Here is a 23,496-nt window from a genome sequence, read left to right as displayed (position 1 = left end):
CCAAGTAACTGACGAAATCGTCACATACTTGCGATCCGCCGTCAAGACCTATCTGACGAAACCCTCAAAAGTGATGCATACTGCTAAAGGTGAGCGCGATGCCCGAAGACCCCGACCCGCCCAGCCGCCTGCAACGACGCAAACAGCGCACCAGGGCGGCGCTGATCGGTGCGGCCCAGCGGCTGATCGCCGAGGGCAAGACCAACGTGCCCGTCCTGGAGATCACCCAGGCGGCCGACGTGGGGATGGGCTCCTTCTACAACCACTTCGACAGCAAGGAGCAGCTGTTCGAGGCCGCGGTCGCCGACGTGCTCGACGCGCACGGAGCGATGCTGGACCGGCTGACCGAGTCGATCGACGATCCCGCGGAAACCTTTGCCACCAACTTCCGGCTGATCGGCCGGCTATTTCGCCGGCGCCCGCAGGAAAGCGACATCCTGCTGGCCAACGGGCTGGCGTTGCTATCGTCCGATCGTGGCCTGGCCCCCCGCGCGCTGCGCGACATCAAGGCCGGCGTCGACTCGGGGAGATTCTCGGTCGACGACCCCGAACTCGCCCTCTTCATGGCGGGCGGCGCGCTGCTAGGGCTGGGAAGGCTGTTGCGTGACAACCCGGATCGCGACGACGCACGGGCCGCCGACAGCGTGACGGAAAGCGTTCTGCGTCTGTTCGGGCTCAGCGCCGAGGACGCGCGCGCGGTGTGTCAACGCCCGCTGCCCGACGACAGGCCCGCCGGGGCCTAGCGGTTTCGGGTGTCGGTTGACCAGAGGTTCGCGCACCCCGGGCATTGCAGGTGGACCAGCGTCGCGCGATTGCTCAGCAAGTACTGCCAGTGCGCGCCGCAGTTGCGGGGGCTGCGACACTCCGCGCACTTGTCGCGGCCCCAGCCGCAATTCGGGCACGGCAGCCAGGCGCGGCGTGACGAGTCGGCGTGGGGGTGAAACGGGAACCTGGCCGGCACAGTAAGTAAGCCTTCCTATCTATTTTAGTTAGGGTAGCCTACCCACATTGCTGCCGGCAAAACGGGGCGGGATGGGCGATCGGCCCGAGGGCGTCGCGGTCTATGGCAGGGGAGCCGTCAGGCCCCTTTGCGGGCGTCGTCCCCGGTGGCCGACACGATGTGCGCCACCAGCTTGCCGCCGCGAATGACCTCGATGGTCTGGCCCGCCGCGACCTTGTCGAAGTAGCGCCCCGCGCGCTTGCGCAGCTCGTCGAGCTCGATCCGGCGACCGGCGTCGCCGGGGAGCGGCGCCGCGTCGCCGGCGGACACGATCCGCGCCAGTATCCGGCCGCCACGGACGACGTAGACCGTCTCGCCGGCCGCAACCCGGTCGAAGCACCGCCCGGCGCGGGTCCGCAGTTCCTCGAGCCCGACCCAGCCGCCCGCGTCGGATGGCGGGGCTTTGGCGGATCGCGCCGGAATCGGAGCGACCCGCCAGTCGCCCACCGGCAGGATCCGCGCCACCAGCTTGCCGCGACGGACGACGTCGAGCGGCTCTCCGGTGGCAACCCGTTCGAGATAGGCGCACGCGTCGCTCCGGAGTTGGCCCAGGCCAATCACTTCCGGCATGTCGCTCCGATCTCCGTAGTTCACCGACTGGGAGCGTTTGCGATCCGGCACCCGACGATCCCCAAGTATATGACTGTACGTGCGGTCAGTGTCAATGCCCTGGTCAGGCGTGTCGGCGCGGTCGCCGCGCCCTGCGACGCGCGTTCGCCCGAACCCGCGCGGGGCATGCGGGGGAGGGCGGGGGTCCGCCCGTCCGGGAGCCGAAACCAAATCCAAAGGCGTTCTAGGCCAGCCAAATTCACCGGATTCGCATTAACCGGGCGGCGCCAGCATGTCCTTCCACCCGTCGTCCCCGGTTTTGGTGGAGTTTTCCACGGCGTACTTGACGCCGTCGGGCCCGACCAGTTCCCCGCTCTGCGGGCTGTAGACGGCCGCGGGAGGGCCGCCCGGGGTGTACACGCAGGGGTTCGGCTGCTGCCCATTGCACTGGACGGTCCCCGACCCCGGGCGCTGCAACGGGTCGCTGACCGGCGGCGGAGTCCCGGGCACCCGGTCGGAGGGCGCGGGGTTCATGCCGTTGTTGACCGACGGCGCGGGTATCACCTGGCCCGGCTTGACCGGTTGATCGCAGCGCGCCGCGGGCGCCGGACAGGTCAGGATCTGGTTCGGGTCGCCGTACCACGGGTTGGTGCCCGCCGGGACGTACGGTTTGGAGTCGCGGCACTCCCGCGGCGTCGCGGCGCGTTTGCCGGGAACATCGACACAGGGGAGGTTGCGCGCCCCGCGGACGGCGTTGGCCGGGGCGTCCTGCGGGATCTTGCAATAGGTTCCGGACGGCATCGGCGCCAGGCTGGTGTCCGCCGGCGACCGCCACTGTGGCGCGGGGAGGAACCCGGTCAGGCACGGCGGCGGCTGGTTGATCGTCAGCGACGTGCCGAGCGACGCGTAGCCCGGGAAAGGCGTCGTCACCGTCTGGCCCTCCGAGGCGCCCTGCGGGTAGGAGACCAGCAATTGCTCGACGCCCTTGTGGTAGCGCTTGAGCATGTCCAGCACGATCTCGAGATTCGCCAGCGTCTGCGGCAGCGATTCGCGGACGTCGCCGAACACCGCGTTGACCTGATCGGCCGTCGGCGCGCCCTGCGTCAGGATGCTCTGCACATGCTGGTCGTTTTCCGCGCTCTGCGCGGCCAGGATGTCCAGGTTGTGCGACCACCGCTGGATCGAGTCACCCGAATTGACCTGGCTGTCGATGATCGGCCCGGAGTTCTGGATGATGTCGTTGACGTCACCGATATTGGTCTTGAAATCCCCGGCGATCGCCTGCGTCGCGTCGACCAGCCGTTGCAGCGCGGGCCCCAATCCGCCTACGGCCTGGGCGGTTTCGTCGAGCAACGAGGAGATCTTCTCCTTGGGCAGCGCGGCCAGCCCGCGGTTCGCGGCGTCCAGCGCCGGACCGATGTCGGTGGGTATGGTGCCCTTGGTGATGGTCTGACCCGGCTGGAAGTACTTGCCCGGGTTGCCGAGCGAGACCAGGTCGATGTACTGCTCACCGACCGCCGACACCGAGTGCACGTTGGCCGTCGCGTCAATCGGGATCTTGAAGCGGTCGGCGATGCTCATGGTCACCCGCGCGCCCGACTGGGTCGGCTGGACGTCGGTGACCCTGCCGATCGTTTCGCCGCGGTAAGCCACGTTGGCCGTCTTGTACAGACCGCCCGACGCCGGCAGATCCGCCGCAAGCGTGTACTGGCCGATCCCCGCCGCCGTGGGAATCTGCAGGTAATACCCGCCCAGCACGACCGCGGTGACGAGGCTCAGGATGGCGAACAGGATCAGCTGACGCTTGATGAAGGGGGTCAGCATTGGCCTCTGTCCGCCCTTTCCACCAGCGGCCCGCCCGGGGCGTCGTTCGGGTTCGGCGTGTAGCGGACGTCGGGGATCATCGTTTCGGGGTCGCGGCCCCACGATTGCTCGAGCGCGCGCAGCGCTCCGGAGAATCCCGTGCCGGTGAGGATCGCGTTGTCGACGGAGCTCATGGTCAGGTCGAGGGTCAGCGACAGGTTGAAGTAGTCGCCGCGGAACGCCTTCGGCACGGCGTCGATGTCGAACGGCCGAACGAGGATCAGCTTGAGCGCGCGGATCAGATACGGCGCGGCCCGGCCCAGCTCCCGCAACGGGCACTGCAGCGCCAGCAGGTCCTGGTGCAGATCGCCCCGGGAGGCGGACAGGTACTGGTCGGCGACCTGGCTGAGCCGTCCAGTCGCGTCGACCGCGTTTATCAAAAGGTTCTGTTTGTCGGCGAAATGCTTGAGCAGGGGCGGGAATTCGGTGAGGACCCGATCAATGACGTCCGAGCGGGGACCCACGTAGGCAAGCAGCCGGTTGGTGGAGTCGATGGCTCGGGTGATGTCGTCGGTCTGCTCGTTGAGCCGGGCGGTGAACGTGTCCAGCTTGCCCAGGAAGTCGCGGATCTGGTCGGCCCGCCCGTGCACGATGTTGTAGACCTCGTTCTGCAGCGTTTCCAGGTTCGGGATGCCGCCCCCGCGCAGGATCATGGCGAGACTGGCCAGCGTCTGCTCGGTGGTGGGGTACGCGGACGCGTTTTGCAGCGGGATGGTGTCGCCCGGCTTAAGCGGCTCCGGCGACGGGTTGGGCGGCGCGGCGAGCTCGATGTGCTGAGAGCCCAGCAGGCTGGTCTGCCCGATCTTGGCGGTGGCGTTCCGCGGCAACTTGACGCTCTTGTCCACCCGCAGCGTCAGCGTGGCCACCCAGTTCTTCAGAGCGATCGCGCGCACCGTGCCGACGAAGACGTCGGCCACACGCACCCGGCTGTTGTCGTTCAGCGCGAGCGTGTCGGGCATCTGCACGTAGATGACGTAGGAGCCGGGCCCGCTGCCCGGGCCGCCGGGCATCGGCACGTTCGCGATGCCGTGCCACTTCGCGCACGACGTCAGCGCGGCGGTGGCGACCAGGAGTGCAACCGCCTGCCGCGCCCGGTGCCGGGCGCGAATGCCGAAGGCGCGCAGCGCGTTCACGATCCCAGTCCCGCCGATGCGGCCGCCTCGGCGGGCGGGGGTGTCGGTGCGACCGGTCCGGGAATCACGCCGGGTCCGGGCGCCGGCGGCGGGATCGGCACCTGCGGGGCGCGCACGCCGATGGGCGGCAGCACGGGGTTTTCGTCATAGGCGTTCGGCGGTCCCGGTGGCGTCTGCAGGCCCGACTGCGGGGGTGCGATGTCCGGGCCGCCCATGAGTTCGGCGAGCGAGTCGGGGGTCAACAGGCCGGCGGTGATCGGTCCCACCTGCTGGCCCTGCATCCCCGGGGCGACGACCCAGCCGGGCTGGGTGTTGCGGTGCGACAACGGGGTATCGGGCACCCAGATCCCGGGCACGGTCGTGTCCTTGAACCCGTTCGGCGGGTGCAGCCGGGGCTCCGAGTAGGCGACTTCCTTCGGCAGCGTCTCGGCGGTGCTGAACAGGTTCAGCCCGAAGGGCAGGTAGTTGAACTTGATCGCGTCGAGGACCGGCGCCAGGTATTGCGCGCACAGTTCGGCGGAATCCTGATAGCCCAGCCGGCTGCCGGCCTGAATCATGCTGCAGACGAACTGCATCGGGTTCGCGAAGTTGGGGATCGCCGGGATGGACATGACCGCGCCGTGCGACGGGTGGTAGATCTGGCTGAGGTTCGTCTCCAGCGTCGGCAGGACGTGCAGGGCCGTCTCCAGGCCGTTCAGCGGATCGGGCTGGACCAGCGTGTTGGTCAGGGTGGCGAGGTTGTTGATATCGGTGGTAAGCACGCCGCGGTTCTTGTCCAGGAAGGGGCGCAGCGTGCCGAGCAGGGAATCGAATTGCTGTATCGCAGTGGCCAGCTCACGATCGGACCCGGTCAGCTTGTCGGTGAACTGCGCCAGGTTCTGGTTCAGCGCGACGAACTGCTGGTCGTCTTTGTGTAGGGCGTTGACGAACTGCGCCAGGCTGCGCACGACCGCGAAGAAGTCGCCGCGGCCCTCGTTCAACGCGGTCAACGCCCGCGACAGGCTGTTCAGCGTGGCGTTGATCTGCTTGCCCTTGCCGGCCAGCCCGTCGGCGAACGACTCGATGGCGTCGCCGAACGGGCCCTTTGGCTGCTCGGGTGTCGGGCCCAACTTGTTGATGACGTTGGCGACGCTCTGGCTCAGTTGGTCCCACTCCGTCGGGACCTGCGTGCGTTCGATGGGGATGACCGCGTTGTCGCCCATCACCGGGCCGCCCTTGTAGGGCGGTTCCAACTGAATGTTGCGCGACGCCACCAGGGTTGGGTTCACGATCACGGCGGACGCGTTGGCGGGCACCTTGTATTTGTTGTTGTAGTGGAACGTCACCCTCATCTTGTCGCCGGCCGGCTCGATCTTGTCGACCGCGCCGACGCGGACGCCCATGATCTGGACCTTGTCCCCGGCGTAGAGCGCGTTCGCCTGCGGGAAGTACGCGACGACGGTGTTGGTGGTCAGCTTGTTGTAGAGCTGCAAACCGAGGTATCCGGCGAGCAGAGCCAGCGCCACCACCAGCACCCCGATGACCCGCCGGGCGCGCAGGTTACGAAATGTGTTGACGGCACTCAATTCTGGTTACCTCCCGTGATGCCGCTGCCACCCGTGCCGCCGGGGTTGATGAACGGGGCCGGCAGCTGATTTCCGGGTCCGGGGGGCGCGGGCGGCCCCGGTGGCAGGCCGGGCGCGAAGGTCGACGGCGGCGGCGGGGGGCCGGCGGGTTGCAGGTTCTCGGTGCGCGCCCCCGGCGGCGCCTGGGTGGGCAGCGGCACCGGCGTGCCCGGCACGTCCGGGGGCGGTTCACCCGGACGCCCGGCTATCGCGATCCCCGGCGTCGGGGGCAGGCCGTTCGGGTTGGGCGGCGAGCCCTGCACGTCGATCGGCGCCGGGAAGCTGCCGCCGAACGGGCCGACGTTTACGCCCGTGCACGGCAACGGGTTCCACGGCCGCGGCAGCGCGTCGGCCGGTGGGGTGTACGAGCACGCCGTACCCGGCGGGACGGCCGGTCCCGGATGGTCCGGCGTGCCCTCCAGCACCGGAGGCGCCGGCGGTGGCGCCCCGTTGGGGAACCGGGTCCCGTTCGGGTCGGGCCAGCGGAATTCGGGCAGCCCGGCGCTGCGCCAGAAGTCCTCGGGGTCGATACCGCGCTTCTTAAAGGCGGCGTCGACGAACGGCTGCAGGATCCAGTACGGCAGCAGGTTGGACAGGACGATCTTGAAGTACGGTCCCGAAGCGACGGATTCCCCCAGCGATGCGGCGAATTGGCTGACGTACGTGAGGGTTTGGGCCAGGTCGTCCTTGCGTGCCACCAGCACGTCGGTGATGGCGTGCAACTGCTCCAGCACGGGGTTGAGGCTCGGGTTGTCGTTGATGAACCCCTGCACCTGGGTCGAGAAGGCGGAAACGTTTTGCAGCAGGGCGTCGATGGCCCGGCCGCGCTGGTTGAACGCGGCCAGCAGCGTCTTCGCGTTGACCAGCAGCCGGTTGATCTGCTCGCTGCGGTCACCGAGCACGCCGGCCACCTGGTGGGCCTGGGCGAGCAGGTGCTTGATCTGTTCGTCGCGCTTGCCGATGGTGTCGGAGAATTTGGTCAAACCGTCGAGCGTGGCGCTCAGGTGTGGGTAGGTCTGGTCGATGGTCTCCGTCAAGACGTTCAGCGACCGCTTGACGGTGTCGATGTCCCACCCGGCGGCGGCCCTGGTGATGTCGAAGTTCGCGTCGTAGAGCTGATAGGGCGTGGTGCTTTGGCTCAGCGGCAAGACGCTTCCCGGCCGCAATGTCTGGTTACCGCGCGGCTCGATCTCGAGAACTTTCTTGCCCAGGATGGTGTCGGTCTTGATCGCGAGCCGGCTCTCGGTGCCGATGGTGTTGGCGCCGATGTTGAACTTGATCAGCACGTGGTCGCCGTCGATGTCGAAGGACTCCACCTTGCCGACATTCACGCCGGTGATCCGCACCTTGTCGCCCTTGTTCAGTTGACCGGTGTCGGTGAATTGACCGTAGAAGCTCGGACTGGCGAAGATCATCGGCACGCTGGTGAAGCTCTGGCCGACGATGACGCCGAGAATCAGCACCGTGATGCCCATGAGACCCACACGGCTGCGGTTGAATTCGGTGAGCGTTCTCATTGCGGCGAGCACCTGCCGGTGGGTTGCTGCCAGATCCTGACCGTCCGGACCGGACCGCCGGCCTGCAGCCCGTTCCACTTGATCGTCAGGTCACAGAGATAGAAGTTCACCCAGTCGCCGTACAGGCCGATGCTGCGTCCGATCAGGTTGAGTGCGGTCGGCGTCTTGTGGATCAGGTCGCCCAGCTGATCCTTCTGGTCGACGAGCGGCTGCTGGAGGGCCTGCAGGTAGTCGATCTCCTTGTGCAGCAGGGCGCGGTTGTCGGCCAGCAGGTTGGCCACCGTGCCGGCGGCGTTGCTGATGTTCGCGGTGCCGGCGGCCAGCGGGTCGGCGTGGTTTTCCAGCCCGGTGATCAACCGCTCGAAGTTGTCGACGGTCTGGTCGAACTCCTTGCGATGCCGAACCGTGGTGTCCAGCACCACATTCAGGTTCTTGACCACCTCGCCGATCGCCTCGTCGCGTTCAGCGAGGTGTGAGGTCAGCTGCGCGGTCTGGTCGAGGATGTCGTTGATGGTGCCGCCCTGACCCTGGAACACGGTGATGATCGCCGACGCGATGGTGTTGACCTTTTCCGGATCCAGTGCGCGGAACAGGGGTTTGAAGCCCCCGATCAGGGCGTCGAGATCCAATGCCGGTGACGTTCGGGCCAGCGGGATGAATCCGCCCGGCGGCAGCACGCGGTCGGCGCCCGCCCCGTCGCCGCGTTTGAGTTCCAGGAAGCGGTTGGCGAACAGGTCGAGGTAGCGGATCTGGGCCGTCGTCGACTGGTAGAGCGGAATCGAGCGGTCGACGGCGAAGTCCACCTGTGCCTTGCGGCCGCCGTCGACCAGCCGCACCTTCTTGACCTTGCCGACCTCCACTCCCGAGGCGCGGACGAACTGGCCGTCCTTGAGGCCGCTGGCATTGGTGAACTCCGCGGTATAGGTGTTGGTGCGGTTGAAGCGCAGCTGAGCGAACACGACCACGATCGAGACGGTGATCAGTGACAGCACCAACGAGACGATGGCGAGCTTGATGGCGGAGCCGGTGAGTTTCATGGGTTGATCGTGTTGTCCCCGACTTGGCGGCCCCAGACGTACTCGATGGCGTACGGGGAGCCGGTATCCAGGTGGTTGTACGGCGCGAGGCTTGCCCCGGTGTCCAGCACCAGCTCGGGCGCGGGCCACAGGTCATGCGTGATGGCCTGCCAGCAACCCGGCGCGCCCCCGGGGCCGCCGCGAGCGTTCACCCGCGGCAGATTGTCCGGGAACACATAGGGATTCGGCGCCCCGCCCACCAGCCCGGCCAGCCCGAGCAGCCCCATGGTGGCCACGGTGCCGGCCAGCCCCGGGAGCGTCAGGATGCCGCCCAGGCCCGACGTCAGCTCGGTCATGGTTCTCAGCGCGTAGCCGTTGCCGCCGCCGGTGGTCGCGAAGGCCGCGGGTTCCTCGTCGTAGTAGTTGCGGATGGTGCAGAAGAATTCGGGGCTGTAGGTGTCGAGCAGCTGGGCGGTGGGCAGCAAATCCGCGACGCCGCGCTGGAAGTAGGGCCCACCGCGGGCGAAGATGTCTTCACCGGTGTTGCCCAGCCCGGCCGCGGCCAGCAACGCGGCGTCCAGGTCGGCCTCCTGGCGGTGCAGCGTGCGCGCCGTCACCACCGCGTGGTTGAGCGAGTCCAGCAGATCGGGCGCGGCGTTCGCGTAGGTGTCGCCCAGGGCCGCCAGCCGCGCAATGTCGTGGCGGATCTGCGGCATCTGCGGATTGATGTCGTCGAGGATGGCGTTGCCGTTGACGATCGATTGCCCGAACTTGTCACCAAGCCCGGTCAATGCCTGTGCGGCCGCGGCCAGCGTGAGGTTCACCTTGACCGGGTCCACCTTGTCCGCGATCGAGGTGATCGTCCCGAACAACGTGTTGAACTCCGTCGTCACCGACCGCGCCTCGATCACCTGTTGCGTCGTAACACGTTGCGGTGTCGGGTTTTTCGGGGAGGTCAACGACACATATTTGTTGCCGAACACCGTGGTCGCCTTGATGTTGGCCTCCACGTTGGCCGGAATCAGGTCGATGTACTTGGGTTCGACGTCCAACACGAACTTGGCCGCCGGCACGCCGTCGCGCTGGATCTGCGAAATGCTGGCCACCCGGCCGATTTCCACGCCGTTGTAGGTGACCTTCGAATTCGGATCCATCACCAAACCCGACCGGGGGGCCACCATCGTCAGCGGCGTCTTCGGCGTGAGCCGGCCCCGGAACTGCAGCCACACGAACGACAACACCACCGCGGCGACCACCAAGAACACCGCGGCCGCCGTCTTGTACGGCGGGATCCGTGGTGGATGGTCCTTGATCTGCGGGGCCGGGGCTGTCGGGGTCGTCATGGGCGGCTACACGGTGAGGTTGAAGTTCGGGCTTTTGCCGTAGACCGCCATCGCGGTCAGCACGACGACGACGACGATCGTGATCAATGACAGCCGCATCGACCTGCCGACGGCTTCACCGACGCCGACCGGACCGCCGCTGGCGGTGTAGCCGTAGTAGCAGTGCGTGGTCATCACGACCACCGCGACCAGGATCACCTCCGCGAACGACCAGCCGACGTCGTTGAGACGCAGGAACGTGTGGAAGTAGTGGTTGTACGTGCCGGCGGACTGCCCGTAGAAGAAAACGGTCGTGACCTGCTGGGACACGAAGGCCAGGGTGATCGCCAACCCGTAGAGCGGGATGATGACGACGAGGCCCGCCACCACCCGCGTGGACGCCAGGAAGGCGACCGACCGGATGCTCATCACCTCCAGCGCGTCGATCTCCTCGCTGATGCGCATCGCGCCCAGTTCCGCGGTGGCGCCGGCACCGACCGTCGCGGCCAGCGCCTGACCGGCGGCCACCGGCGCCACGAACCGCACGTTGACCAGGGCGGCCAAGAACCCGGTGAACGCCTCGACACCGATGTTGCCCAGCGTCGCGTAGCCCTGGATGGCGACCAGCGACCCCGCGGACAGGGTGATGAAGCCGACGATGGCGGCGGTGCCACCGACGACGGCCATGGCGCCGGTGCCCATCCCCATCTGGGCGACCATCCGCAACATCTCTTTGTGGTAGCGGCGCATCGCGAAGGGGATCTGCCCGACGGCGGTCAGCGCGAACCAGACCATCTGCCCGATCTCCACCAGCGCACGGACCGGGGCCTCCCCGTATCGACTGAGGCTGTCCCGCGTGAAGCGGACCCGCAGTGTGGACGGTGCTGCTGAAGTTGAAGTGGCGGTCATCAGCGGCCCGTTCCGAACCGGACACCGATGGTGGTCAGGGCCGCGTTGACGGCGAACAGGGCGATGAAGCAGAGCACCACCGTCTCGTTGACGGCGGTCCCCAGACCCTTGGATCCGCCACGGACGATCAGGCCGCGGTAGCAGCCGACGAGGCCGGCGATCAGCCCGAACGTCGCGGCCTTGATGAACGCGATCACCACCTCGGGCAGGCCGGTCAGCGCCGTCAACGTCGAGAGGTAGGCACCGCTCGAAACGTTCTGCAGGTAAACGCTGAACAGGTAGCCACCGCCCAGGCCGACGGCGACGACGAGGCCATTGAGCAGCACCGCGACCATCGTCGAGGCGACGACGCGCGGCACCACCAGCCGGTGGATCGGGTCAATGCCGAGCACCTCGAGGGCGTCGATCTCCTCGCGGATGGTGCGGGCGCCCAGGTCGGCGCAGATGGCGGTGCCCCCGGCGCCGGCGACCACCAGCACGGTCACGATCGGGCCGAGCTGGGTGACCGCGCCGATCGCGGCGCCGGCACCGGAGACGTCGGCGGCGCCGATCTCGGCCAGCAGCAGGTTGAGCGTGAAGATGAGCAGCACGGTCTCCGGGATGGACACCGCGATGGTGGGCAGCAGCGATACCCGCATCAGGAACCAGCCCGTCCAGATGAACTCGCGCCACTCGAACGGCTGCTTCAGGGCCTTACCGGTCAGCACGCACATCCGGAAGAACCCGCCGGCCACCTCCGTCCCCGGCCGGATCCGTTGGCCCACTTTGCCGGCAAACGAGTGCGTGGTCGTCATGGGCGCGGCCCCTCTGGCGAATGCGCAGCGAATAGCGACTCCGCGGCCGGCCCTTCGAGTGAGCCTCGCGGCGGCGCGGGGGAGAGGAGCGGGCGTCGGGCGTGGTTCCGATTCACCAACTCGCTCGTGGCGTGACAAAGCAACGGAAACTGTTGCAGCAGACGGTATTTCGAGGGCGAATTGAGTCGCGATGCTGGCCGGTCGCAGCGGAGGCGCACGCCGAGACCGTGGTCGTCCCACGCGGCGGTCCCGGTCCCCGCCCGTCGGCCCCACGCCGCCATCGTTTGCGCCACGCTGCAACTATCGCATTAGACCGTACGTGCGGTCAATAAATCGCAAATGTCGCCCGTTTTAGCCAGCATCGGTCGCCGATCCGCAGATCGTCGGGTTTTACCAGGGCTTTTGCTCTTTTCCCCGTTGGCCGCAGCGCCGTCGGCTCGGCGGCACGTATCGCGTCGCCTACCGGCGAATTAGGCTCCCGCGCAAAGCGTTCCGCCGAGCGGCCGTCAGCGCCCGCCGGCCGTGACCGCGGCGAGGCACTCGCGCACCACCGAGACGACGCCGGTTGACGGATTCGTCCACTTGCTGAGCCCGAGGCGGTCGAGTAGGAGCCCGCCGAGGAACACGTCGACGAAAGCCGCGCCGACTTGCTCGGGTGTCCGGGAATCGGCGGGATCGAACCATACCCACATCCATTCGAGCGATCCCCACAGCTGCAGCGCCGCCAATTCGACGTCCACGCTTCGGAACACGCCGACGTCTATCCCGTTGCGGATTTCGTCAACCGCGTGTGTTTGCAATTGATCCCGCAGCTTGCGCACGTGCTGCATCGCCGGGTCGTCGGAGAGCTGAACCACCTCGCGCTGGCTCGCCACCGTCGCGTGCCGGGCGCTCACCTGCAGCAGTGCGGACGCGTAAATGATCGCGGCGATGCGCTCGTGCGGCGCGGCCAGGCGATCCCACACCATCCGCAACACATCGAGCTGGAGGGCCAGATGGGTCTCTTCGAGCTCGCGCAACATCTGGGCCTTGGTGCCGAAGTGATGAACGATCGTGCCCTTCGACATGCCGAGTTCGTCGGCGATGTCACCGATATTCGTTCTGTCATAGCCACGTTCGGCGACATAGCGGACGAACGCGTCCAGAATCTCGCTGCGCCTGCCAGGCGACCTGGGCATCTTGAACCCTTCGGCATAACTAACCGTACGAACGGTCTATCATAGCGTTCGGCGACGCGAATACAGGTAACGGTTTGTCAGCGGGGCCCGCGGCGTCCGGCGGCTGATCCGTCCGGCGCCGTCACGACGTACATGTTCTCGCCGGGGGCCGAGTTGATCTCGCCCGCGGTGTACACGGTCAGCAGTTCCCTGCCATCGCGGTCGGCGACGCACACGTAGGCGTCCGTCTCCTCGTCGTATTCGAAGCCGTCCCAAGCCAATACGAACGCCAGGCAGTTGCCGTCGCGGTCGAGAACGACGAGCTTGTGCACACCGGACTCCTGCAGTAGTTCGGCATCGGATTCCTGGGTGCGCCGTTCGGGTCCGTGGTTGTTGGTGACCGCGAGGCTGTCTAACATCTGCGTACTCCCTTAGCGAGGGTGTCTCCGTGCGGTCCGGGTGCTCGAACGCTGCGGACCTGCCACAGACGCTTCTCCCCGATACCGCCTCCGACCAGGGCATAACGGCCCCTCTGATGAGGTCGTAAGTCGCTTGCGAAAAGGGCCGAGGCCGTCAACGCCCTCGCGCTCGAGTCCCTCCGGCCGGCGGTGCCGGATCGACCGCATAATCGGCCTTCGACGGGCGAAGCGCCACCAGCACCACCCCGGCGGCAAAGAGCACCGCGGTCACCCATGGTAGGCGGCCGTCCGGCGCGAACCCCGCGTAGGCGAAGAAATGCAGGCCAGCGGCCGCCAGCGCGGCGCCCACCAGCATGAACACCTCACCCCAGCGTTCCGTGAAGGGCGTACCGAGCATGGGCAGCGGGGCCGCGAAAAGGCGGCGCAGCGACCACAACAACACGAGCTCGATCGCCGTCACCACCCCGAGGACGACCACCCATTCCAGTCGGGCCAGCCACCATGCCCCGCTACCCTCCGGCGGTTGGGGCAGCAGGCCCGCCGGATACGCGACGATCGCGACGATCACGACCGGGATCATGTGCCAGAGGTAGAGCGCCATCACGTTGTTGTTTCCGATGGCCAGCGCCCGCTTGATCCGGTCGGCACGGAGCGCTCGGTTCAGCGCGGGCGCCAGCGTTATCGCCAATCCGCCCTGGGCGCATCCGAAGGCCAGCAGTGCCGCGGTGGGCGGCGTCGTGTTATCGATCGTCTGCCCGGGAACGCCGATCATGCTCACCGGATAGATCCCCAGCCCGATCAGCAGCGCTAGCGCGATCGCCGACGAGGCGGCCAGCAGCACCGGCCGGCGACCGCCCAGTAGCCCTCCGCGCCAAGCGATCCCGAGCTGGTAGAAGGTGCCCCAGCACAGCAGGTAGTTGACCCAGCCAAGATTGTGCACGTGGGCACCGATCGAAAGGGCGTCCACCGCCACCACGCCCAGCGCCAGCGCCGCTGGCGCCAGGAGCCCCCAACGCCGATGTGCCGCAACCGCAATCGGGGTCAGCGACACCACGATCAGGTACACGGCCAGGAACCACAGATGCATGGCGACCGCCCAGCCCGCGTACTCCAGCGTCGTGCCGGCCACGTGGCCGGCGTCGAGCGCGGCCACCACCACCGAGATCAGCGCGACGTAAGCCGCCGTCGGGCCCAGCACCCGGGCCAGGCGGTGCCGAAGCCAGGCCTGGCGCGACACGCCGTCGGTCTCGTGCCGATGCGTCCAGGACAACGCGCCCGCGTAGCCGGCGACCAGAAAAAAAGTCGGGACGGCCTGGAAGGGCCAGGTCAGCCACTGGGTCCAAGGTATGTCGACCAGCGGGTTCTGCCGGCCGAAAGATCCGTCGTGATAGGTCACCGAGCCGGCCAACCAATGCCCCAGCACGATGAGCACCACACCGGACACGCGATAGAAGTCGGCCGCGAGATTGCGGTCCGGCCGCGCGGTGTCTTGCACGAGCGCCACGGTACCTTTCCCACGGCCGGGAGTCGCCCGGCGCACAATGGGGCGATGAAACGGGCTCATCTCGCCGAACTCGAAGTCGGACGCCTCGGCCTGGGCGCGATGGGCATGTCCGTCGCGTATGCCGGTGCCGGCACCGACGACGCCGAATCCATCCGCACCATCCATCGTGCCATCGACCTCGGCGTCACGCTGATCGACACCGCCGAGGTCTACGGCCCGTACGTCAACGAGGAACTCGTCGCCCGCGCCCTTGCGGGCCGGCGCGATCAGGTGGTGCTCGCAACGAAGTTCGGCCTGATCTCCCACACGGGCCGCAACGGCCTCGACAGCAGCCCCGCCAACATCCGCATCGCCGTCGACGGTTCCCTGAAGCGGCTGGCGACCGACCGCATCGACCTCTACTACCAACACCGCCTCGATCGCGACACCCCGATCGAGGACACGATCGGTGCCCTCGCCGAGCTGGTGGCGGCCGGAAAGATCCGGCACATCGGTCTTTCCGAAGTGGGCGTCAACACCATCCGCCGTGCCCAGGCCGTGCACCCCATCACCGCCGTGCAGTCCGAATACTCCGTGTGGACCCGCGATCCCGAGGACGGAGTGCTCGACGTGCTACGCGAACTGGGCATCGGGTTCGTCGCCTACTCGCCGCTCGGCCGTGGGTTTCTCACCGGCGCCATCCGCTCGAATGGGGAGCTTCCCGACAGCGACTACCGCAAGACCAACCCGCGCTTCTTCGACGAGAACTTCCAGCACAACTTGCGCAGCGCGGACGAGCTGCGCGGCATCGCCGCCGACGTGGGCGCCACCCCGGCCCAGGTGGCGCTGGCGTGGCTGCTCGCGAAAGGCCCTGACATCGTGCCGATTCCGGGGACCAAGCGCGTCACCCGCCTCGAGGAGAACGCCGCCGCCGACGCCGTCGAGCTCGCGCCCGACCAACTGGCGCGAATCGACCGGCTCACCCCGCCGGTCGGTGGCCACCACGCCGAGGCGCAGATGGGCTGGATCGACCGGTAGCTGCGCGATCCGCGTCGCGCAGTTAGCCGTTCGCGCTACTCCGAGGAGGCCAGCGCCGCCGGGCCGTACTTCTTCTCGATCAGCGCCCACGGGTCGGCGTACGGGCCCCGGCCCTCGGCCCGGCGCTGCAGCTGAAGGAGGGCGCGCAACACCGGTCGCAGGATCGGGCCGAGCGCGCACAGGACGAGGCGCATGCGGCCCTGGGATTCAGCGATCCACGCTGTGGTCTGATGCCAGTCGTGCTCTTGGAAGTCAAGCAGCGCTTGGGCTTCCGTGGTGTCAAACCATCCGGTGAAACTCCACCCGCGGTCGTCGCCGGGGTCGCCGGGCAGGCTCGCCGAGGGGCCGAGCCGGCCCAGGCCGGCGGCGGTCATCAGGTCGTCCTCGAGGTCACGCTGCAGCATCACATACGATTCGTTGCCGCCGATCAGCAGCACCTTGCCGTCGATCGCGGCCTTGCGGTCGACGGCGTTGGCGAACGCCAGCGCCACGTCGCGCGCGTCCACCGTGTGGATGCGGTTGTCGCCGGGCATCGACCGCATCAGGGTCAGGTGGTCGCCGCTGATGCCCGCCTGGGTGTCCGGCGAAATCACCCCGCCCAACCGGAACATCGCATACGGCAGGACGCTGGCCCGGATCGCCGCCTCGGCCAGCACCTTGTCCTCGCCGTACTGGTCGATCGGCGACACCGGCGTGTCCGGGGTGATCCGGTCGGGATGGCGGTACGGGTTGCGGGACCCGTAGACCGCGGCGCTCGACGCCATCAGGAACAGCGGGGGATCGGGCAGTCGGGCGGCGGCCGCCAGCAGGTTCTCGGTGCCCCCCACGTTGACCCGTCGGGCCAGTGCGGGATTCCGATACGACGGCGGCGAAATGACGGCGGCGAGGTGAATGATCGCTTCGGGCCGATGGGTCGCGACCAGGTCGCCGACCGCCTCGGCGTCCAGCAGGTCGATGTAGGCCTCGATCAGTTGCCCGTCGCCCTGGGACAACTCGGCCGCGGCGGCCAGCGTCTTGTCGGTCCGCAGGTCGGTGGCGACGACGGTGCGCCCCCGGTCGAGCAGGATCTGCGCGCATCGCCTGCCGACCTGGCCGAACGCTCCGGTGATCAGAATCGTGCCAACACTCATCGGCGTATCACTGCTCCATCAATCGGCCGGCGAGCTTGGTGGCTGCCCGCCGGATGCGATCAGAGATATAGATCGAGAACAGCGGGGTGACGATGTCTTCCCGCAGCCGAGTCAGCTTGGAGCTCTTGATAATCCAGCGCCCGTCGATGCTCTCGTAGGTCTCGTGGTAATGACCGTACCCGACCAGGCTCACCCCCGGCCCGAAGCGGACCACATCCTGCAGCGCCCACACCCCGCGCGCGGTCGTTGCCGAGGTCAGCTCGATCTCGGGCGCGTGCACCTGGTGCGCCGTCGCCTGCGCGGGACGTCCGATGCCCTTTCGGGTGAACGCCACGAAGTCGTCCGCACCGACGACCAGCTTGCCGCCCGCCTCGGACGTGTCGCTGACGAAGTCGTCGGCGAACAGCGCCCGCCACGCCGCCCAGTCCTTGGTGTCGAGGTACCGGCAGTAGCGGGCCTTGAGCTGTTTGATGGCCTCGATCGCCAGCAGCGCGGTGGCGTTGTCTTCGGCGGTCCGCTCCGTCATCGCGGCCCAGCGTGACACTTCACCCCGAAACTGTAACCCGTCAACCCTTGAAGTAGACGATCTGGTGCGTGGTGGCCAGCAGTACACCGTCCCGGCTCCACACCTTTGCGCTCTGGTCGAAGTAGCCGCCGGAGAAGCGGTTGGCGTGGGCGGTGGCCAACACGAAGTCGCCTCCCACGGCGTCAAGCTGGCGCCGGTCGGCGAGGAAATAGGTGGTCAACGAGATCGTGCCCGCCGGCGCAATACCGCGGCGCAAGTAGACCCGGGGGTAGAAGACGTCGCAGAGCGCCGTGAGCGCCGGATAGTCGACGGGGCGCTGCGCTTTGTCGCGCACCCACAAGGTGGTCGTCGACGACGGGCTGGGTTGCGCGCCGGCGCCCGGCATCGGGCCCTCGACGAACCGCATGTCGTAGAGCTGTGCCCACCGAATGACGTGAGCCATGCCCCCGGGTGCGACCTCTTCCGGCGGCGGCGCGCCCGGCGGGCGGGCTTCGGTGTCGGCCCAGGTCTCGCGGGCCGTTGCGAAAACCGCCGTCGCAGTGGCCTTGGCCTCGCCGTCCTGGCGGAGCTCGACGGTCCAGTGCTGATTGGTGCGGTTGGTTCGCACGACCCGAAGCGTCAGGTCGAAGTCGCCGTCGGCGACCGGTGCGGCGTAGTTGAGGGTCAACGCCAGCGGTTCCCCGATGCGGTCGGGGTGGGTGTCGATGGCGCGCACCATCGCGGCCGCGGTGATTCCGCCGAACGGGCCCACCATGTTGGCCCACTCGGGGTGGGTCGCGCCCCGCCTGACGTCGGCATCGATCACGTCGAGGGCGAGCGCGCTGTCAAAAGGGTGTGTGCCGGTCACGCCGATCCTTGATCGCCATAGCATCGGGCAGTGGTCGTACACCGATGCGAGTCGTCGGCAGACTACTTCCCGACGGGCCCGACCGCCGGATTGGGGTCATGGCTGGGGCCACCGGTCGCGTCGTTATGACGCCAAACGTGAGGAGGCGCGCATCGTGAGCGTTCCGGACCGTCAGCGCGCGGTGGTGATGCCCGCGCCCGGCGCGCCCCTCGAGGCCGTGGACAGGCCCGTCGGCGAACCCGGTCCGGGGCAGGCACTGGTCAGGGTCCGCGCGTCGAGCCTGAACTTTCACGACAACGTCAACCTCATGGGGCTCCTCCCGGGCCCGTGGCCGCGCGTGCCGATGAGCGACGGCGCCGGAGAGGTCGTGGCGGTCGGACCCGGGGTGGACGGACTTTCGCTGGGGGACCGAGTCATGGGGGCGTTTCACCCCGGTTGGCTGGACGGGCCGCCCACACCGGAAGCCAAACGGGAGCTGCCCGGCGACAGCGAGGACGGGTGGTTGCAGCAGTACCGCGTCGCCGACGTCGCAGGCCTGGTTCGCTCGCCCGAGCACCTCAGCGATATCGAAGCGGCCACCCTGCCGTGCGCCGGTGTGACGGCCTGGAGCGCCCTGATGGAGGCCGACATCGGTGACGGCGACGTCGTGGTGACCCAGGGGACCGGCGGGGTATCGCTGTTCACGGTGCAGCTGGCCCGGGCCCTGGGCGCCACGGTGATCTTGACGTCGTCGTCCGACGACAAGCTGAGAATCGGATCCGATTTGGGCGCAACGCATCTCATCAACTACCGCGCGACCCCGGCCTGGGAGACCGAGGTGAAGCGGCTGACGGGCGGCAAGGGCGCCGACCTGGTCGTCGACCTGGGCGGGCCCGCCACGCTCGCGCAATCGGTGCACTCGGCCCGACCCGGCGGCACCATCGCCGTGGTCGGCGTGCTAAGCGGCTTCGACACGGCACCCATCTCAGTGGCGGAGGTGATGCTCAACAACCTGCGGATCGTCGGGATCACGGTGGGCAGCGTGCGCGCGCACCGGGACCTGTGCGATTTGATATCGGCGACCGGGATCAAGCCCCACATCAGCCACGTCTTCGACTGGGGGAAGCTGGACGAGGCGGTGGCGGTGCTGCGCGCCGGCGGGCACGTCGGCAAGATCGCGATAACCATCGGCTGACGACTATCGGAAAGGCAACGACGACCATGACGGACTCTCCCTCGCAGCTGATCGACGCCAGGATCAGGGAGCTGGGCGATTGGCGCGGCGAAATGCTCTCTCGCATCAGGGAATTGATCAAGCAGGCCGACCCGGACGTGGTCGAGGAGTGGAAGTGGAGGGGCGTCCCGGTCTGGTACCACGACGGGATGATCTGCACCGGCGAGACTTACAAGAGCGCGGTCAAGGTGACGTTCGCCAAGGGCGCCAAGCTGGAGGACCCGTCGGGCTTGTTCAACTCCAGCCTCAACGGCAACACGCGGCGGGCCATCGATTTCCACCAGGGCGACGAGATCGACGAGGACGCGTTCGAGGCGCTGGTGCGCGCCGCGGTGCAGCTGAACGCGTCCTAGGCGACCTGTACAGTCGTCAGGCGGTGCTGTACAGTCGCCCAGCACAAGCTCGAGGAGGCCATCGGCGATGACGCACAGGCGAATTCGGTGAGCCCCGAGTCGGTCGAAGTGTTCCGGGGCCGGGCCAGGAGCTGGCTGGCCGAGAATCTGCCGCGGCTGGATTCCGCCGACGCCATGGTCCTCGACCGCGACGAGCTTGCGTCCTGGCGGCGCGCCCGCGAGCTGCAACGGAAGTTGTACGACGGGGGATTCGCGGGGATCTGCTTTCCCCGCGAGTACGGCGGGCTCGGGCTGAGCTACGAGTACAAGAAGGCTTTCGACGCCGAGGCGCTGGCCTACGAGACGCCCCTGCTGCTCAACGTCCCGTCGTTCGCCATTTGCTGCGCGACGATCCTGGACATGGGCACCGACGAACAGAAGCGCGCCCACATCGGTGCGGCGCTGCGCGGCGACGAAGTGCTGGTCCAGCTCCTGTCCGAACCCAGCGGGGGTTCGGACCTCGCGGGCGTCATCACCCGCGCCGACCGCCGCGACGGGCGGTGGATCATCAACGGCGCCAAGACATGGAGCACCTGGGCGTTCGCCGCCGACTACGGCCTGTGCCTGGCCCGAACCGACTGGGACGCACCCAAACACAACGGCCTCACCATGTTCCTGCTGCCGCTTGGACACCCCGGGGTGACGATCAACCGCATCCGTCAGGTCAACGGATCGGTCGAGTTCTGCGAGGAGTTTTTCGACGACGTCGACGTGGGCGACGACGCCGTCGTCGGAGAACCGGGCAAGGGGTGGGACGTCGCGTCACGACAGCTCTACCACGAACGCCGCACCATGGGCGACGGCTCGGAGTACACCAGCGGGCCCGGAATCGCTGAGGCCGAGGACATTTCGATCGACCTGATGGCGTTGGTCGACGCCACCGAGCAAGGGGAGAGCGAACGCGTCCGCGAGATGGTCGGCCGCGTCCTGGTCCACCGGGCGGTACAGGGCCAACTCAGCGAGCACGTCTACCACGCCGTCGTCGACGGAACCCTGCCACCCGCCGCGGGATCGATCATCAGGCTCGACATGGCCGCGGTGCACGACGTCGAGAACGACACCGCCCTCGCGATCGCCGGTTCGGCGGGCGTGGTCGAGGACGGCGCGGGCCTGCTCGGCATCGGCACGCGATACCTGGGCCGTCAGATCGCCAGCATCGGCGGCGGCACGACGGAGATGGCACGCAACGTGATCGGCGAGCGGGTCCTGAACTTTCCGCGCGAGTACGCCGCCGACCGCGGCGTCCCGTTCAACCAGGTGCGCCGGGGCAAAGCCGCAAAGGGGAATCACCAGTGAGCGACCGACTTCGCGACATCCGAGAGCTGGCCGACGACACCGGCGCCTACCGCGACGAGTTGTTCCGGCGCTGGACCGGACTGCTCAGCTACCGCTACATCGGGCGCAACCACTCGGCGATGAACACCGGCGAGACCGACGACACCGTCACCATCCGCCGGGACATGCGCAACGAGGCCGGGGGACTGATGGTGGCGCCGCTGGCGATCTCCTCCCCGGAGGGATGCCAGACCGACATGGTCGCGGTGCCCAACCCGGTGATCGCGTCGGTGCAGATCATCGACCCCGGCTACGACGTCAAACGGATCGAGATCGTCGGCTCCGGCATCGTGCACCAGGGCCGGACCATGGGTTACGGCCGGTGCAAGATCGTCGACGCCGACAATCCCGACCGGGTGATCGCCTTCAACGAGGGGCAGGGAGCCGTCATCGGCGTCCCCCCGGAAGGCCTTGGCAAGATGGATGTTTCGGGTACCGAGCTGGTGATCGAGGACTCGCCCGATCTGCCGCCGCTGTGGCAGGCGTTCGGTGCCAGCAAGCGCGACACCGGCCACTGGGTGCTGCCCGCGCTGAGCGCCGAGCTCGCTTCGCCGGATGCCGCGCTGCACATCGGCCCGCAACACGTGGTGCTCGAGACCGCGGCGACCGACCTGGCCGCCCAGCTCGCCGGCACCAGGAAGGTCCAGGTCGTCAGCTGGCACGTGATGTTCATGTCACGCGGCAAGGTGGGCCCGTTCCGCGTGGAGGGCACGGCGCACATTGCCGGTTCAGGAGGCGGGCCCAGGCGCGTCGGCGTGCGCATGCTCCTGCACGACGAGGGAAACGCGGACAAGGCCATCACGTCCGCCGCGGCGATCTTCGAATTCGACCGGAACTGACCGGGAACGCCCGGTAAACCTTTCGGCCGCGGCGGCCCCGCCGCCGCCCGGGCCCTTGACGGCCGTGACCTGGCAGGCAATGATCTTTGCCGTGGGCAATCATCGACGCTAGACACCATAAATGATAGAAACATTCCGATGTGTAATTCCGGGTCATTGGGTCAATCCGACTTATCTAGTTCGCGAGTCATGGGGGAACGATGAAACAGCGAGGAATGGCTGGGAAGGTTTCTGCGTGCGCGCTCGGCGCGCTGGCCGCCGTGATGTTGGTGCCGACCGCCGTCGCGCGCGCCGACCAGACGGACGAGGACTTCACGAATTACCTGCAGGCGCACGGCGTCGACCTCGGTAGCCCTGCAATGGACGTGAAGGCGGCCCAGGTCATGTGCAAGGACCTCAGTGCCGGGTACAGCCAGAAGGATGAGATCGACCAGCTGACGGGCGCGCACCGGTTGAGCCAGTCGCAAGCGGAGATGTTCGTCGGCGCGGCCACCGCGGACTACTGCCCCGGAAAGCACCCGGCTAGCAAGCCAAGCAAGTAGGGCCCTCGGCGAAGCCCTGGTCATACGATTGCGCGCATATGTATGGTGCAAGCGACGCATCGACATGACAGGAGACGCGCAGTGGCAGAACGGTTGGCGGGAAAGGTCGCGCTCGTCAGTGGCGGCGCGCGGGGGATGGGCGCGTCGCACGTGCGAACCCTGGTATCCGAGGGCGCCAAGGTGGTGTTCGGCGATATCCTCGACGACGAGGGCAAGGCCGTCGCCGCCGAGCTCGGTGACGCCGTTCGCTACGTGCATCTGGACGTCACCAAACCCGAACAGTGGGAAGCCGCGGTGGCCACCGCCGTCACCGAGTTCGGCGGGGTCGACGTGCTGGTGAACAACGCCGGCATCCTCAACATCGGCACCATCGAGGACTACGAACTCTCCGAGTGGCACAAGATCCTCGACGTCAACCTGACCGGGGTCTTCCTCGGCATCCGCGCCGTGGCCAAACCGATGAAGGAAGCGGGGCGGGGATCGATCATCAACATCTCCTCCATCGAGGGGATGGCCGGGACCATCGCTTGCCACGGGTACACCGCAACCAAATTCGCGGTGCGGGGCCTGACGAAGTCGACCGCGCTGGAGTTGGGCCCGAGCGGCATCCGGGTGAACTCGATCCATCCCGGGCTGATCAAGACGCCGATGACCGAGTGGGTCCCCGAAGACATCTTCCACACCGCGCTGGGCAGGATCGCCCAGCCGAAAGAGGTCTCCAACCTCGTCGTCTATCTGGCCAGCGACGAGTCCAGTTATTCGACCGGTTCCGAGTTCGTCGTGGACGGCGGCACCACCGCCGGCCTTGCGCACAAGGACTTCTCGGCGGTCGACGCCAGCCAGCAGCCCGAGTGGGTGACGTAGCCGC

At 67.7% G+C, this 23,496-nt stretch carries 23 protein-coding genes; 8 read left to right on the top strand and 15 right to left on the bottom strand.

From position 1 onward, the window contains the following. Positions 1-98: 98 nt before the first annotated feature. Positions 99-743, top strand: a complete 645-nt coding sequence (locus AC5Y7V_RS28010; protein ID WP_499883293.1) for a TetR/AcrR family transcriptional regulator — start codon at positions 99-101, stop codon at positions 741-743. Between the two features lie 335 nt (positions 744-1,078). On the opposite strand, the gene AC5Y7V_RS28005 is transcribed toward AC5Y7V_RS28010, so the two are convergent. The 12 genes from AC5Y7V_RS28005 to AC5Y7V_RS27950 all read right to left on the bottom strand — a co-directional run bounded on the left by AC5Y7V_RS28005 (position 1,079) and on the right by AC5Y7V_RS27950 (position 14,787). Beyond that, positions 1,079-1,570: a type II toxin-antitoxin system Phd/YefM family antitoxin gene (locus tag AC5Y7V_RS28005; protein ID WP_499883292.1), complete on the bottom strand. Its 492-nt coding sequence runs from the start codon at positions 1,568-1,570 to the stop codon at positions 1,079-1,081. A gap of 252 nt (positions 1,571-1,822) precedes the next feature. After that, complete coding sequence (locus AC5Y7V_RS28000; protein ID WP_499883291.1) at positions 1,823-3,373, bottom strand: MCE family protein; 1,551 nt, start codon at positions 3,371-3,373, stop codon at positions 1,823-1,825. Beyond that, on the bottom strand, positions 3,367-4,545 hold the full coding sequence (locus AC5Y7V_RS27995; protein WP_499883290.1) for a virulence factor Mce family protein: 1,179 nt from the start codon (positions 4,543-4,545) through the stop codon (positions 3,367-3,369). Before AC5Y7V_RS27995 ends, AC5Y7V_RS28000 begins: the two co-directional genes overlap by 7 nt. Further along, positions 4,542-6,110, bottom strand: a complete 1,569-nt coding sequence (locus AC5Y7V_RS27990) for a virulence factor Mce family protein (protein ID WP_499883289.1) — start codon at positions 6,108-6,110, stop codon at positions 4,542-4,544. Before AC5Y7V_RS27990 ends, AC5Y7V_RS27995 begins: the two co-directional genes overlap by 4 nt. Next, positions 6,107-7,666 carry a virulence factor Mce family protein gene (locus tag AC5Y7V_RS27985; RefSeq protein ID WP_499883288.1) on the bottom strand — a complete coding sequence of 520 codons (1,560 nt, stop codon included), beginning with the start codon at positions 7,664-7,666 and terminating at the stop codon, positions 6,107-6,109. The genes AC5Y7V_RS27990 and AC5Y7V_RS27985 overlap by 4 nt, the downstream gene beginning before the upstream one ends. Then, entirely contained in the window at positions 7,663-8,703 is a 1,041-nt protein-coding gene (locus AC5Y7V_RS27980; RefSeq protein ID WP_499883287.1) for a virulence factor Mce family protein, read from the bottom strand. The genes AC5Y7V_RS27985 and AC5Y7V_RS27980 overlap by 4 nt, the downstream gene beginning before the upstream one ends. Then, the gene (locus tag AC5Y7V_RS27975) at positions 8,700-10,025 is read right to left on the bottom strand and encodes an MCE family protein (RefSeq protein WP_499883286.1); all 1,326 of its coding nucleotides are present in this window, start codon (positions 10,023-10,025) and stop codon (positions 8,700-8,702) included. The genes AC5Y7V_RS27980 and AC5Y7V_RS27975 overlap by 4 nt, the downstream gene beginning before the upstream one ends. Before the next feature lie 6 nt (positions 10,026-10,031). After that, positions 10,032-10,913 carry an MlaE family ABC transporter permease gene (locus tag AC5Y7V_RS27970; RefSeq protein ID WP_499883285.1) on the bottom strand — a complete coding sequence of 294 codons (882 nt, stop codon included), beginning with the start codon at positions 10,911-10,913 and terminating at the stop codon, positions 10,032-10,034. After that, positions 10,913-11,626, bottom strand: coding sequence for an MlaE family ABC transporter permease (locus AC5Y7V_RS27965; RefSeq protein WP_369807206.1), 714 nt, complete (start codon positions 11,624-11,626; stop codon positions 10,913-10,915). The genes AC5Y7V_RS27970 and AC5Y7V_RS27965 overlap by 1 nt, the downstream gene beginning before the upstream one ends. A gap of 587 nt (positions 11,627-12,213) precedes the next feature. After that, positions 12,214-12,885, bottom strand: a complete 672-nt coding sequence (locus tag AC5Y7V_RS27960) for a TetR/AcrR family transcriptional regulator (RefSeq protein ID WP_499883284.1) — start codon at positions 12,883-12,885, stop codon at positions 12,214-12,216. Positions 12,886-12,962: 77 nt separating this feature from the next. Next, a complete protein-coding gene (locus AC5Y7V_RS27955; protein WP_499883283.1) occupies positions 12,963-13,283 on the bottom strand; it encodes a hypothetical protein in 321 nt (106 codons plus the stop codon). 154 nt (positions 13,284-13,437) lie between these two features. Beyond that, entirely contained in the window at positions 13,438-14,787 is a 1,350-nt protein-coding gene (locus AC5Y7V_RS27950; protein ID WP_499883282.1) for an acyltransferase family protein, read from the bottom strand. Positions 14,788-14,832: 45 nt separating this feature from the next. Here AC5Y7V_RS27950 and AC5Y7V_RS27945 point away from each other — a divergent pair, with 45 nt between their 5' ends. Next, complete coding sequence (locus AC5Y7V_RS27945; protein ID WP_499883281.1) at positions 14,833-15,804, top strand: aldo/keto reductase; 972 nt, start codon at positions 14,833-14,835, stop codon at positions 15,802-15,804. A gap of 35 nt (positions 15,805-15,839) precedes the next feature. Here the strand turns inward: AC5Y7V_RS27945 and AC5Y7V_RS27940 are convergent, their stop codons facing one another. From AC5Y7V_RS27940 to AC5Y7V_RS27930, 3 genes are read right to left on the bottom strand one after another with little or no spacing between them, the layout of a single operon-like run. Next, complete coding sequence (locus AC5Y7V_RS27940; RefSeq protein WP_499883280.1) at positions 15,840-16,934, bottom strand: NAD-dependent epimerase/dehydratase family protein; 1,095 nt, start codon at positions 16,932-16,934, stop codon at positions 15,840-15,842. 7 nt (positions 16,935-16,941) lie between these two features. Further along, on the bottom strand, positions 16,942-17,460 hold the full coding sequence (locus AC5Y7V_RS27935) for a nuclear transport factor 2 family protein (RefSeq protein WP_499883279.1): 519 nt from the start codon (positions 17,458-17,460) through the stop codon (positions 16,942-16,944). 40 nt (positions 17,461-17,500) lie between these two features. Continuing rightward, positions 17,501-18,307, bottom strand: coding sequence for an acyl-CoA thioesterase (locus tag AC5Y7V_RS27930; protein ID WP_499883278.1), 807 nt, complete (start codon positions 18,305-18,307; stop codon positions 17,501-17,503). Between the two features lie 154 nt (positions 18,308-18,461). Here AC5Y7V_RS27930 and AC5Y7V_RS27925 point away from each other — a divergent pair, with 154 nt between their 5' ends. The 6 genes from AC5Y7V_RS27925 to AC5Y7V_RS27900 all read left to right on the top strand — a co-directional run bounded on the left by AC5Y7V_RS27925 (position 18,462) and on the right by AC5Y7V_RS27900 (position 23,492). Beyond that, the gene (locus AC5Y7V_RS27925; protein WP_499883277.1) at positions 18,462-19,481 is read left to right on the top strand and encodes a zinc-dependent alcohol dehydrogenase family protein; all 1,020 of its coding nucleotides are present in this window, start codon (positions 18,462-18,464) and stop codon (positions 19,479-19,481) included. A gap of 26 nt (positions 19,482-19,507) precedes the next feature. Next, positions 19,508-19,873 (top strand): DUF1801 domain-containing protein, encoded by a 366-nt coding sequence (locus tag AC5Y7V_RS27920; RefSeq protein WP_499883276.1) that lies wholly within the window; start codon positions 19,508-19,510, stop codon positions 19,871-19,873. A gap of 87 nt (positions 19,874-19,960) precedes the next feature. Further along, on the top strand, positions 19,961-21,208 hold the full coding sequence (locus AC5Y7V_RS27915; protein ID WP_499883275.1) for an acyl-CoA dehydrogenase family protein: 1,248 nt from the start codon (positions 19,961-19,963) through the stop codon (positions 21,206-21,208). Continuing rightward, a complete protein-coding gene (locus AC5Y7V_RS27910; protein WP_499883274.1) occupies positions 21,205-22,086 on the top strand; it encodes a hypothetical protein in 882 nt (293 codons plus the stop codon). Before AC5Y7V_RS27915 ends, AC5Y7V_RS27910 begins: the two co-directional genes overlap by 4 nt. 215 nt (positions 22,087-22,301) lie before the next feature. Beyond that, positions 22,302-22,628 carry a DUF732 domain-containing protein gene (locus AC5Y7V_RS27905; RefSeq protein WP_499883273.1) on the top strand — a complete coding sequence of 109 codons (327 nt, stop codon included), beginning with the start codon at positions 22,302-22,304 and terminating at the stop codon, positions 22,626-22,628. Between the two features lie 81 nt (positions 22,629-22,709). Then, positions 22,710-23,492 (top strand): SDR family oxidoreductase, encoded by a 783-nt coding sequence (locus AC5Y7V_RS27900; protein ID WP_499883272.1) that lies wholly within the window; start codon positions 22,710-22,712, stop codon positions 23,490-23,492. Positions 23,493-23,496: the final 4 nt, after the last annotated feature.

Source organism: Mycobacterium sp. NGS34 (assembly GCF_059812845.1).
The sequence above is the reverse complement of the archived record's forward strand: the minus strand, read 5'-3'. Positions and strand labels throughout refer to the sequence as shown.

Bases quoted from the DNA above. Each gene is read 5' to 3' on its own strand.
- AC5Y7V_RS27980 (WP_499883287.1), bottom strand. From the start codon at position 8,703: ATGAAACTCACCGGCTCCGCCATCAAGCTCGCCATCGTCTCGTTGGTG.
- AC5Y7V_RS27960 (WP_499883284.1), bottom strand. From the start codon at position 12,885: ATGCCCAGGTCGCCTGGCAGGCGCAGCGAGATTCTGGACGCGTTCGTC.
- AC5Y7V_RS27955 (WP_499883283.1), bottom strand. From the start codon at position 13,283: ATGTTAGACAGCCTCGCGGTCACCAACAACCACGGACCCGAACGGCGC.
- AC5Y7V_RS27975 (WP_499883286.1), bottom strand. From the start codon at position 10,025: ATGACGACCCCGACAGCCCCGGCCCCGCAGATCAAGGACCATCCACCA.
- AC5Y7V_RS27920 (WP_499883276.1), top strand. From the start codon at position 19,508: ATGACGGACTCTCCCTCGCAGCTGATCGACGCCAGGATCAGGGAGCTG.
- AC5Y7V_RS27905 (WP_499883273.1), top strand. From the start codon at position 22,302: ATGGCTGGGAAGGTTTCTGCGTGCGCGCTCGGCGCGCTGGCCGCCGTG.
- AC5Y7V_RS27965 (WP_369807206.1), bottom strand. From the start codon at position 11,626: ATGTGCGTGCTGACCGGTAAGGCCCTGAAGCAGCCGTTCGAGTGGCGC.
- AC5Y7V_RS27940 (WP_499883280.1), bottom strand. From the start codon at position 16,934: ATGAGTGTTGGCACGATTCTGATCACCGGAGCGTTCGGCCAGGTCGGC.
- AC5Y7V_RS27985 (WP_499883288.1), bottom strand. From the start codon at position 7,666: ATGAGAACGCTCACCGAATTCAACCGCAGCCGTGTGGGTCTCATGGGC.
- AC5Y7V_RS27935 (WP_499883279.1), bottom strand. From the start codon at position 17,460: ATGACGGAGCGGACCGCCGAAGACAACGCCACCGCGCTGCTGGCGATC.
- AC5Y7V_RS27970 (WP_499883285.1), bottom strand. From the start codon at position 10,913: ATGACCGCCACTTCAACTTCAGCAGCACCGTCCACACTGCGGGTCCGC.
- AC5Y7V_RS28010 (WP_499883293.1), top strand. From the start codon at position 99: ATGCCCGAAGACCCCGACCCGCCCAGCCGCCTGCAACGACGCAAACAG.
- AC5Y7V_RS28000 (WP_499883291.1), bottom strand. From the start codon at position 3,373: ATGCTGACCCCCTTCATCAAGCGTCAGCTGATCCTGTTCGCCATCCTG.
- AC5Y7V_RS28005 (WP_499883292.1), bottom strand. From the start codon at position 1,570: ATGCCGGAAGTGATTGGCCTGGGCCAACTCCGGAGCGACGCGTGCGCC.
- AC5Y7V_RS27945 (WP_499883281.1), top strand. From the start codon at position 14,833: ATGAAACGGGCTCATCTCGCCGAACTCGAAGTCGGACGCCTCGGCCTG.